Here is an 11,545-nt window from a genome sequence, read left to right on the forward strand (position 1 = left end):
GGCCGGTGAATACATCATTACTGTAGAGAAATAGACAATTGACTCAACTGGTTAAAACCCCTTCGATAACCCATGGTTAGAGAAGGGGTTTTCTGCTTATAGCTGGTTCAATGATACCTTTTTATCTCATGCTCTGCACTGCGGGATTGTGGTAAGATGAGTTTTTAGTTGAGCTAATGGTAGGGGAATGACTTGTAACCTTCTGTTTTTTAGTGGATTAGATCTTTTGCGTATAAAAGACAGTGGTTTGCGCTATTGGAAGGTTAATTCGCGCACATTCTCAAAATCACCTTTATGATATGGACTACATTGATTAAAAATAGGGGATGCCGAAAACCTTATCGAGTAGGCAAAATTAAACACATACGACTATGTCATTATCATCAGGATTACCCAGAATTATTTACAAAAGGGTGTCATTCAAATGTTTTGTAGGCTTTGTGAAGGGAACCATTGAGTTTTCAGTATACGACAATGGGAGTACTACCTTTCCTGCTCTTGCTACCATAGAAACCAATCTGGGTAGCGGAAGTGTTAGTCTGGATCTTTCCGGAAACCAAACTATTAAGAAATCGGCTGCGGGTGTCGATGTTACCGTGGAGATTTCGAAGTGGACTGTTTCTAACGAATCGCTCAGTTTTCATGTGAAAGCTTCCGGTAAGAAGGGGATTTTCAGCTGTACGGTATTCGATGAAACCTTGAAGGGAGACCGTCACAGTGCATCGGAACAAGAAGCCCAAATGAATGAGGTATTTGCCAAAATGGAAGCGGCCAAAGCCTAGTTTCAGCCCCAAAAAAATACCCCCAAACATTGCAGCGTTTGGGGGTAAATGTATAATCCGGGTTTAAGAATTCATCGGTCTACAGTTCTCTCACCCAAATGTTTCTAAACCTCACAGGATTACCATGATCTTGCAGAATGATAGACCCATTGCCGTGGGCAGGGTTTTTAGGTAGGCCTATGTATTCGGTAGTTCCTCTTAAGGCCACATTGTTCTGCACCACAATACCATTATGAATTACTGTAATTGTGCCATCGGCTACTTTAATACCATCTTCATTGAATCGTGGAGCTTTATATATGATGTCATATACGTTCCATTCGCCCGGGGCAACTGTGGCATTCACTAAAGGAATAGACTGCTTGTAAATAGAAGCGGCTTGTCCGTTGGAGTATGTTCTGGACTCGTAGCTATCAAGAATTTGAATTTCGTACCTTTCTTGAAGGAAAACGCCCGAATTTCCTCTTCCCTGGCCTTCTCCCACAATTTCTGTGGGCGCACTCCACTCAATATGCAGCTGTATGTCTCCAAACTTTTTGTGAGTCATAATATCACCGGTGCCACGAACTACTTCCATATATCCGTTGGTCACCTTCCAGGCTGCTGCCGAACCATCTTTGCGGCTTTTCCACTCATTTAAGTTGGTGCCGTCAAAAAGCACAACGGCATCAGACGGAGCAGCTCCGTTTTTACCCGGGGTTACTTTTCGGGGTACAGGCTCCCACACCTCTGTGGCTTTTGGGTCCGTAATTTGTGCCGAAAGGCTGACTCCCGTTAAAAGGAGCGTAGCGGCCAACAAACCGGCCTTTTGAAAAATGGTATATCCTGCTTTGGTGTTTTTCATATCAATCAATTCCTAAAAGTTTTCTGAATTCCTCATCGCTAATTCCCGCATCGGCAAAGTCATCGAAGTTCTTTTGCGTAGCTTCAATAATAAATTGGCTAATGTACTCGGCTCCCTCACGGGCTCCTTGCTCAGGAGATTTTATGCAGCACTCCCATTCCAGAACAGCCCAACCATCGTATCCATATTGAGTCATTTTGGAGAAAATGGCTTGAAAATCGACTTGTCCATCACCAATAGAACGGAATCGGCCTGGTCGCTCTCTCCAGTCCTGATAGCCTCCATATACACCAGATTTTCCGGTAGGGTTGTACTCGGCATCTTTAACATGGAACATACCAAAGAACTCGTGGTAGTGGTCTATATAGGCCAGGTAATCGAGTTGTTGTAGAATAAAGTGTGATGGGTCATAGAGAAGCTTTACTCGTTTGTGTTTTCCGGTAGCTTCGTAGAACATTTCGAAAGAGGTTCCATCGTGTAGGTCTTCTCCTGCATGCACTTCATAGCAAAGATCTACTCCATGCTCATCGAAGTGGTTGAGAATGGGTAACCACCGGTTAGCGAGTTCTTTAAACCCTTTTTCGATCAGTCCGGCCGGTCGCTGAGGCCAGTTGTAGAAATAAGGCCAAACCAATGCACCGGAGAAGGTAGCATGTACGTTGAGGCCCAGGTTTTGGCTCGCTTGCGCAGCTTTTTTTACTTGGTCTATGGCCCAGATGTTTCTTTGTTTGGCGTTCATTCCTTTAGGAGCGAACCCTTTAAAAAGCTCCTCATAGGCCGGATGAACGGCCACCAGTTGCCCTTGAAGGTGGGTAGAAAGCTCGCTGACCTCCAAGCCATGTTCGGCCAGGGTGCCTTTGAGTTCGTCACAGTAGGTTTTGCTTTCTGCAGCCTTGTCTAAGTCTATAAGGCGGGTATCCCAAGTGGGTATTTGCACAGCCTTGTACCCTAACTCAGCAGCCCACTGGGCAATGTTCGAGAGGTTGTTGAAGGGGGGCTTGTCGTCTGCAAATTGCGCCAAAAAAATAGCTGGTCCTTTAATCGTTTTCATCATCTCAATCTACAATTTCAGTCCAAACATTGCCATTTCCGGCCGAGGCCAGAACGGCTTCAATAAACTTCATTCCTCTTACTCCATCTCTAATGGTTGGGAAGGCGCCTTCCAGATATGCTTCGCCCCGTATGGCGCGAGCTGTACCGAGGTAGATGTTGGCCATGGAATCGAATATGCCTTCCGGGTGACCGGGAGCCATTTTGGTGCTTATTTTGGCCAGATCTCCGTTGTATTCGTGACCGGGTTTAAGCACCTGTAGGGGTTGCCCTTCTTGTAGAAAATAGAGATAGTTGGGGTTTTCCTGCTCCCATTTTAGCGAGGCTTTGGTGCCATAAACGGCTATGCGTAAATTGTTTTCTTCGGCAGTGGCAATTTGGCTGGCCCGTACCAGACCTTTTGCTCCATTGTCGAATTTACACATGGCCGTTCCATCAATGTCTAGCGGATTATCTTCATAAAGAGTGTCTACATCGGCAAGAACCTTCAGGGTTTTTAGACCTGTGGTATACTCAATCATATTGAAAGCGTGTACTCCAATGTCGCCCATACAACAGCTTTGCCCTGCTTTAGCAGGATCTAGTCTCCACACGGTGGCTCGTTTGTCCTTGTCGTGTATAACAGGGTTAATCCATCCCTGATAGTACTGGGCATCTACCTTCTGAATTTTTCCCAGCGCTCCTTGGGCTATCATGGTTTTCATTTGTCGCACCATAGGGTAGCCGGTGTAGGTGTGAGTCAGGGTAAACACAACTTTGTGTTTGTGAACCAGTTCTTCTAACTCAATGGCTTCTGCCGCAGTGTTGGTAACAGGTTTTTCACAAATTACGTGAAAGCCTGCTTGAATGAGCTGCTTGGCCATGGGATAGTGCAGGAAGTTTGGGGTAACCACTACCACGGCTTCAATGCGTTCGTTTTCCGGCAAGGCCAGCTCTTTTTCTATGAAAGTATCGATGTTGGGATAGGTACGTACAGGGTCTAGCTCCAGCTTATTAGCAAATTCGAGAGCACTCTCATAATTGGAGTCAAATGCTCCACCAATGAGTGTGTACTCTTCGCCCATGTAGGCTGCTATTCTGTGCACAATACCGATGAAGGAGTTAAGCCCTCCACCAATCATACCCAATCTTATTTTTCTGTGTTTTGACATGTATTAATCGCGTTTCAGTTTATGCTTTTTTATACTCTATAGTTTCGTTTTTAAATACCAGGGCGAATAAAATGAATACCAGAGCAGAGAAGGCTGCCGGAAGAATCCAAATGCTTTCCCAGGTATGGTCGCCTGTTGCCGTGGTGTAATACTCGGAAATTTGACCGGCTGCCCAGAAACCAATGAGCATACCTACACCGTAGGTGGCCAGGGTAATAAGACCCTGGGCAGAACTCTTATACTTGTCGCCAGCCTTGGAATCGGTATAGATTTGACCCGACACAAAGAAAAAGTCATAACATATACCATGAAGGGCTATTCCCAACAGGAGCATCCATACGCCACTGTCGGCATTGCCATAGGCAAAAAGTACGTAGCGTAGAGCCCAGGCCAGCATACCAAATAACAAGGTTTTCTTAATGCCATAGCGTGTTAAGAAAACCGGCAATAAAAGCATAAATACCACTTCGGAAATCTGTCCGAATGACTGTTTTCCCGTAGCATTGTCTAAGCCAATATCTAAAAGAAATGGATTAGTTATTTGGTAATAGAAAGCCAAAGGGATACAGATGAGGACTGAAGAAAAGAAGAAAACGGCAAAGTTTTTATTGGTTAGAAGCTTAAGCGCATCCAAGCCTAAAATATCACTGATTTTCACTTTCTCACCCTTAGATACCTGTGGAGGTGTTTTAGGAAGTGTAAAGCTGAAAAGGCCCAAAATAGCCGATGCTATGCTTACCATGAGGAAAGTGTTTCTCAGCATGCCTTCTTTTACTGCTTCCGCGGAATCCCATGAAAATACATAGCTAATTACCAAGCCTGAGATTACCCAGCCAAGGGTTCCAAATACCCTGATTTTAGAGAATTGCTTGGAAGGATCTGTTAGTTGCCTAAATGAAACAGAGTTTACCAAGGCCAATGTAGGCATGTAAAGAATCATGTAGCCCAGCACATAAGGATAGAAATTGCTGAAGTCTGTTGAGTTAAACATCATATAGAGCAACCCGGCACCAACAAGGTGCAGAACCCCTAAGATTCGCTCTGCATTAAAGTACCTGTCAGCGATAAGTCCTATAATGAATGGGGCAATAATGGCTCCCCAAGATTGAGTGGAGAAAGCCATGCTTTGTTGCGCAGCGGTGGTGTTGAGATTGTTTATAAGGTAAGAACTAAGGGTTACAAACCACCCTCCCCAAATAAAAAATTGGAGGAACATCATGACGCTCAGTCGTATAGTGATTCCTGTCTGATTCATAGTTGTAGGTTTAGCGTATTGTTTTTAGTCGGATTAATTTTCAAGTTCTTTAATCATCACCTTTCTGAATTGAATGGGGTGACTTTCGCTTTGTAGAGCTATGTAACCACTTTTAAGCGGTTGTCCATCCGGTTTTGCTTCCGGTAAAAAATTGGCTACCATACCACCCCCAATGGTTGGGTTTTGGTAGCGTATAATGGTGTCTCCATTTATAATATGGGCAATTTCTTTGTCTTCCCTAACCAAAATATCCATGGTTACCCATTGGTCGCCATCGAAGGTTGGAGCATTGGCGTTTATGCAATGATTTTCAATTAATTGTCCGTCCATTTCTACATGTGTTCCCGGAGTACACAGGTTTCCTGTAGGCCTTGGCCCCTCACCTAATCCGCCCAAAAACTGGGCTTCTAGTGAGATGGGAAAGTCTTGCTGTTCTTGCATGGTGTAAGGGTCTTGTGAGTGAAGCATCACTCCACTGTTACGCAAGGCCCATGCGGCTCCACCTTCCACTTGTTCACCAACAAAGCGATACTCTACCCTGAGCAGGTAGTTAGAAAAAGGTTTTTCATAAAAGAGATGACCAAAACGATTATCGAAGCGGTAGTAGTTTTCATATGAAACGGTCAGTAGGCCATCTTCTACCCGAAAGGTTTCTCCGTAGTTTTCACCGGTCGGGTAGCCGGTAATTTTAGGTATCCATCCTTCCAAGTCCTTGCCATTGAATAGGTTAACCCATTCATTCTCTTTTGTTGAGGTACAGTTTAGGGTGATAAAGGTTAGGGCCACCCAGAGTATTGAGGTAGATTTAGCGCGTTTCATGTCCAATTTGAAGGCAATAAGTTAGCTAAAATCTGCTTCTTATCAAGCCAACTTTATACGTTGAGGAACGATTGGGCTATAAGTAAATCTTCCGGAGTGGTGATTTTAATGTTTTTGTAGTTCCCCTCTATTAAATGAACGGCATGGCCTGCTGCTTCCAATACGGAAGCATCGTCTGTAAATGATGTGTTGTATGGCTGCTCAAATGCTTTTTTGATTAGCCGTAGCTGAAAGGTTTGCGGAGTTTGAATAAGCCTGAATTGGTTTCGATCTTCTTGTTGGTTGCCGGAATGATCAACACTTCGAATGGAGTCTTTCAGCGGTATAGAGGCTACAGCAGAGCCTTTGGTATAAGCAATTTCATAGCTTTTCCTTATAATGTTCCGGTCAACTAAAGGCCTCACACCGTCATGGATGGCCACAAGACCGTCACTTTCTGCAATGGTGTTTAACCCATTTTGTACAGAGTGGAATCTTTCTTTACCACCTTTTACCAGTTGATGAGGAACGTCAAACCTGTGGGTGGCAACCAGCTGATTCCAATGGTCTGTCTGATGGTCGGGGAGAACTAACAGTATTTTAATATCATCGAAATGAAAAGCTTTAAGGGTGTGCATGAGTATGGGTAGCCCCTGAAGTGCTATAAATTGTTTGGGGAGTTCTGCCCCCATCCTTTTTCCACTACCGCCTGCGACTATTACTGCAAACTTTTGCATAGAGCAATTATAAAGAAAAAAGCCTTCTTATTGCTAAGAAGGCTCTCTTTATGAATTCAATACTTTTTAGTTGTTGTCTACTATGACTTGACGGTTTTCTGATCCATATGGCGTGATAATTCTAAGATAATATTTGCCATTTGGCAGAATATACCGATTGGTTCCTGGATACATCAGGTTTAGCGTGTTGTAAGCGTCTGGAGTTGTAGAAGATCCCAATAGGCCAGCATCGGAACTCCATTCTAAATAGTCGATATTTCTTATGGTGACAATGTTAAGTGCTTCAAGGTCAATTTCCCTACCAAATAGTCCACTAATACAGGTTTCATCAGGAAATGGCTGTCCATTTTCATAAAGAATGTTGGTTGGAGCTGGTGGAGCACCTAAAATTATTACTGTTTCAGTATTGATAGGCCAATTCCAACCGTCATCTTCAGACCTTACATTTAAGGTGGCCGTTCCAGGTAGGGTACTTGGAGCTTGAATTTTTACTTCATCAAAACCTTCGTAGGTATTCGTTGCTGTATTTAAATCTCCACTTAAACTTGTGATTTTCCATCCAGAGGGTAATTCCCATATCCAATTGTGTCCATTTATAACTGAACCCCAACCACAATAGGTGTTTTCATCAGGGTTATCCCTTGGCGGTGGAGAAGCCAGCTTAACAGTGTGAACCTCATTCCCTTCGCAGATAAATAGACTATTGAATCCGTCAACTACTGCTGGGCCGGGTTCAAGTACATTTGATTTCATGTAGAATGTTTCGTCTACTGTCCATAAGCCATGCCATGGTAGAAACTCAACTTCTACTCTTATATCATCTGACGGCACTCCAAAACCATCAGCCCAATGAGAGAAATATGTTTCATAGTGCCTTACATATATTTCCAGATTTTTATTTGAATCTGTATTTAAGGCATAATTGAAGTAATGATGGTAATATATACCACCAATAAGGAAGGCGAATGCCTTTTCGGAGCCTATATATTTTTGGTTGTCGATAAATACTTCGAAGCGAAACTCACCGGCAATTTTGTTATTTGCAAAATCTCTAGCTGAAAACTTCAGAAAGGTTTCATTCCCAGGGCAGAAACGTTGACCATATTGGTAATTCTCCAGTTTAATTGTTTGTGAAATAACAACTTAAGAGATTAATAAAAGATAGATGATAAGATGCTTTTTTATAATTGTATGTAGTTATTTAATATTTCCTAACCATGCGGTTAGAATGTCATAATTTGGAAATACTTCGGTATTAATGAACTCTCCCGTTTGATTTAAGCATACTGGGAATGAGTCTCTGTTACATCCAGTAAACTCGAAGGTTCCGGAAATAAAGAAAAGACCATCCAGTTCGGTCACCTTTGTTACGTTTATTTTAACGGATTTTTGATCGTAAGGCTGCCAGCCCGAGGTCATTTCTGAATATCTATACTCCCCAAACGAATAACTTTGATCACTTAATTCAGAAAAATCGAAGGTTTGAGGTGGTTCAGCCGAGAGATTTACATCAGAAATAAAAAGTTCTAGGTAATTAAATGACCCATCATCTCTTTTGCCTCTCAAGTAAAGGTGAACAACTCCTCGTTCTTGATTTCTGAAAAACAACATACCACCAGTGTTTGCTTGCCAGTCTCCTGCTGTAGAGTTGATTATAGCAGAAAATTCAGGCTTAGGGACTTCAGGCTCCTCTTGGCAGCTCAAAATAAGCAAGGTTAAAACAGTAAGAAGTAACTGCCTTCTTTTCATAACTCAGTTTGATTCGATTAAAATCATGTATTTGACAGGATTGAAAAGTATTAATTGGTAACTAACTGTTTCTTCAAAAAAAAAATTACATGTCGGAGCTTTCTTGTTATTTAACAATTCTGACTGATTGAGCCCTGACTTCAAGCTGAAAATATTCCCGATTTGCTGTAAACAACAAAAAAGCGATCTCTTTCGGGATCGCTTTCTCTTTGTCTAAGCTTAATGTTCTTTAGATAATCAACATAGCATCGCCATAGCTAAAGAACCTGTATTTTTCTTTAATAGCCACCTGATAGGCGTTCATGATATTTTCGTAGCCACCAAAAGCTGCTGCTTGCATAAGCAGGGTAGATTCGGGCAGGTGGAAGTTCGTTACCAGTGCATTACAAATCTTAAACTCGTAAGGAGGGAAGATGAATTTATCTGTCCAGGCCGAGTTAGGCTTAAGTCTTCCTCCGGCTGAAACGGACGATTCCAATGCTCTCATGGAAGTGGTTCCAATGGAGCAAACCCTTTTCTTTTCGTCCAGAGCTCTGTTCACCAAGTTGGCTGTTTTTTCTCCTATGGTGTAATTCTCAGAGTCCATTTTATGCTTTGTGAGGTCTTCCACATCAACGGGACGGAAAGTTCCTAAACCAATGTGCAGCGTAATAGGGGTTACGTCAATTCCTTTAATTTCCAGTCTTTTTAATACCTGCATGGTAAAGTGCAAGCCGGCTACAGGAGCTGCCACAGCACCCACATGCTTAGCATAGATGGTCTGAAAGCGTTCTCTGTCTTCCGGTTCTGTTTCTCTGGGAATAACGCGGGGCAACGGAGTTTCACCCAAGGTGTCTATGGTTTTGTAGAACTCCTCATCACTACCGTCAAACAGGAAACGGATAGTTCTTCCTCGGGAGGTAGTATTGTCTATAACTTCTGCCACTAGTTCTCCTTCACCAAAATAGAGCTTGTTGCCTACTCTGATTTTTCTGGCCGGGTCAACCAATACATCCCAAAGGTGCATTTCCTGATTGAGCTCCCTCAAGAGGAAAACTTCAATTTGAGCACCGGTTTTCTCTTTTTGGCCATAAAGCCTAGCAGGGAAAACCTTGGTGTCATTGTTCACCATAACGTCACCTTCATCGAAATACTCCACAATGTCTTTAAAAACCTTGTGTTCAATTTCTCCTGTGTCGCGGTGCAACACCATTAACCTGGATTCGTCTCTGTTTTCTGCTGGGTATTTGGCAATTCGGTCTTGAGGTAACTCAAACTTGAATGCCGATAATTTCATTTTCTCGATACTCAATTCTCCTGTCTTTTGAAATAGCTGGCAAAGATAAAAATAAATGATTGAGCTTCATAAGGTAAGCCCTGTTAATGCGAATATATGGCATAGAAATTAATTTTCATGCGCCTCCCACTTAACCGTGATAACTTCCATTCGCTGGCTCTTTTCCTTTTTTTAACCATTAATGGTTTGAGCGTGTTTACTTTTTCAAATTCTTTACGTTGCATAAGTAACCACAAAAACCAATTTCAGGCCAATGCGCATCGGTATATTTTTGAAGTTAATGGGTGAAAGTATTCGCTTTGCCCTTCAGGTCTTAACCACCAATCTGCTTAGAACAACACTTTCGCTATTGGGAGTAACTATTGGGATAATGCTCATTATCTCTGTGTTTACTATGGTGGACTCCCTGGAAAAAAACATTAAGGATAGCTTCAATTTTCTTGGCTCTAATGTGGTTACCGTTAATAAATTTTCATTTGTAAATGCTGATCCTAACATCCCATGGTATGTTTATTTCAGAAGGCCAAACAATACTTATGCAGAGTATGAATACCTTAACTCTAACCTGAGAAATGCATCTCACGTAACCGTTTTTGCCAATAGGTCTACAACAGTTAAGTTCAGGAGTAGTAGCATGTCTCAGATAGATATAATGGGTGTTGGAGAGGCTTATGAGAATGTTTATGCGCTGAATATTGAGCTCGGAAGATATTTTAGTCTCAGGGAGATAGAATCGGGAAGAAACGTGGCTCTGATAGGGCACGAAGTAGCTCAAACTCTATTTCAAAACATAGATCCTATTGGAAAGGAGATTAAAGTAATGGGGCAGAAGTTGGTTGTGGTAGGAGTTCTGGAAAAAGAGGGTAAGAGTTTGTTGGGGACACCGAGTAGTGATGAAAGAGTATATATTCCCTTCAAGATGTTTACCAAAATGTATTATGTAGGAAGGCAAGGAACCAACCCTACCATAGCAGTTAAAGGTACCGAGGACGACATAGGTTTGGTGAATTTACAGAATGAAATGGAGGGAATGCTACGTAAGATTCGGGGGCTGAAGCCCAAAGACGAGGCCAACTTTGAACTGAATCGGCCTGAAGCTATCGCTGATGCAATTAGTGGCGTTTTTGATATTGTTGGTTATGCAGGATGGATTATTGGGGGCTTTTCCATATTAGTAGGGGGCTTCGGTATTATGAACATTATGTTCGTATCTGTGCAAGAGCGCACTAAGATTATAGGCATTCAAAAATCATTGGGGGCCAAAAACTACTTTATACTATTTCAGTTTTTGTTCGAGTCTATTTTCCTCTGTTTAATTGGAGGGGCCATAGGTGTGTTTATTGTTTATTTACTCACATTTATTCCTTTTGGAGCACTAGAAGTTCAGTTAACATTAAAGAACATTCTTCTGGGTGTGGTTGTGTCATCTATTATAGGTGTAGCTTCGGGAATAATTCCTTCGGCCAAGGCTGCCAGACTCGATCCGGTGGATGCCATGAGGGCTGCTTAAACCAAAATTGGTTTAAAACAGTAGAGGTTGCTTTAAAGTCTTTCATTTGTACCTGTAGATTTTACGGTACAGAAAGCTCTAAGGCAACCTCTAATTCTTTTGGTAAAAACTCGGAGGTGGTTACTCCTTTTCTACAGCCACTTCGCCATTAATGTGGGCCTTTATTTTACCTTCTAACTCTTCGGCTAGTTCCGGGTTGTCTTCAATCAGCGATTTCACAGAGTCGCGTCCCTGACCCAGCTTTTCATTCTCATAAGAGAACCAACTTCCAGATTTTTTTATAATGCCCAGTTCTACACCAATGTCCAGGATTTCTCCCGATTTGGAAATGCCCTGACCATACATAATATCGAACTCAACCACTTTAAAAGGAGGTGCAACTTTGTTTTTTAC

General features: G+C 42.4%; 11 protein-coding genes and 1 pseudogene. 2 read left to right on the forward strand and 10 right to left on the reverse strand.

Annotated features, from left to right (window positions below):
- The first annotated feature begins 371 nt into the window (after positions 1-371).
- Positions 372-782, forward strand: coding sequence for a hypothetical protein (locus B3763_RS15355; RefSeq protein WP_189631603.1), 411 nt, complete (start codon positions 372-374; stop codon positions 780-782).
- Between the two features lie 79 nt (positions 783-861).
- On the opposite strand, the gene B3763_RS15360 is transcribed toward B3763_RS15355, so the two are convergent.
- From B3763_RS15360 to queA, 9 genes are all read right to left on the reverse strand, one after another.
- Positions 862-1,626 (reverse strand): 3-keto-disaccharide hydrolase, encoded by a 765-nt coding sequence (locus B3763_RS15360; RefSeq protein WP_189631604.1) that lies wholly within the window; start codon positions 1,624-1,626, stop codon positions 862-864.
- 1 nt (position 1,627) lies between these two features.
- A complete protein-coding gene (locus tag B3763_RS15365; protein WP_189631605.1) occupies positions 1,628-2,677 on the reverse strand; it encodes a sugar phosphate isomerase/epimerase family protein in 1,050 nt (349 codons plus the stop codon).
- Positions 2,678-2,681: 4 nt separating this feature from the next.
- Positions 2,682-3,827: a Gfo/Idh/MocA family protein gene (locus tag B3763_RS15370; RefSeq protein WP_286747582.1), complete on the reverse strand. Its 1,146-nt coding sequence runs from the start codon at positions 3,825-3,827 to the stop codon at positions 2,682-2,684.
- A 19-nt stretch (positions 3,828-3,846) separates the two neighbouring features.
- Entirely contained in the window at positions 3,847-5,082 is a 1,236-nt protein-coding gene (locus tag B3763_RS15375) for a nucleoside permease (protein WP_286747584.1), read from the reverse strand.
- Between the two features lie 33 nt (positions 5,083-5,115).
- Positions 5,116-5,901 (reverse strand): 3-keto-disaccharide hydrolase, encoded by a 786-nt coding sequence (locus tag B3763_RS15380; RefSeq protein ID WP_286747586.1) that lies wholly within the window; start codon positions 5,899-5,901, stop codon positions 5,116-5,118.
- A gap of 53 nt (positions 5,902-5,954) precedes the next feature.
- Positions 5,955-6,617: a 2-C-methyl-D-erythritol 4-phosphate cytidylyltransferase gene (locus B3763_RS15385; protein ID WP_286747588.1), complete on the reverse strand. Its 663-nt coding sequence runs from the start codon at positions 6,615-6,617 to the stop codon at positions 5,955-5,957.
- Between the two features lie 66 nt (positions 6,618-6,683).
- Positions 6,684-7,370 (reverse strand): hypothetical protein, encoded by a 687-nt coding sequence (locus tag B3763_RS15390; protein ID WP_286747590.1) that lies wholly within the window; start codon positions 7,368-7,370, stop codon positions 6,684-6,686.
- A 444-nt stretch (positions 7,371-7,814) separates the two neighbouring features.
- Complete coding sequence (locus tag B3763_RS15395) at positions 7,815-8,366, reverse strand: hypothetical protein (RefSeq protein WP_286747592.1); 552 nt, start codon at positions 8,364-8,366, stop codon at positions 7,815-7,817.
- A gap of 229 nt (positions 8,367-8,595) precedes the next feature.
- Positions 8,596-9,642: a tRNA preQ1(34) S-adenosylmethionine ribosyltransferase-isomerase QueA gene (queA, locus tag B3763_RS15400; RefSeq protein ID WP_189631610.1), complete on the reverse strand. Its 1,047-nt coding sequence runs from the start codon at positions 9,640-9,642 to the stop codon at positions 8,596-8,598.
- A gap of 253 nt (positions 9,643-9,895) precedes the next feature.
- Here queA and B3763_RS15405 point away from each other — a divergent pair, with 253 nt between their 5' ends.
- Positions 9,896-11,152, forward strand: coding sequence for an ABC transporter permease (locus tag B3763_RS15405; protein ID WP_189631611.1), 1,257 nt, complete (start codon positions 9,896-9,898; stop codon positions 11,150-11,152).
- A 120-nt stretch (positions 11,153-11,272) separates the two neighbouring features.
- Here B3763_RS15405 and B3763_RS15410 read toward each other — a convergent pair.
- Positions 11,273-11,545, reverse strand: a pseudogene (locus B3763_RS15410) (DNA recombination/repair protein RecA); the annotation flags it as partial.

It is taken from the genome of Roseivirga sp. UBA1976, from assembly GCF_002336325.1.
Lineage (GTDB): Bacteria > Bacteroidota > Bacteroidia > Cytophagales > Cyclobacteriaceae > Roseivirga > Roseivirga thermotolerans.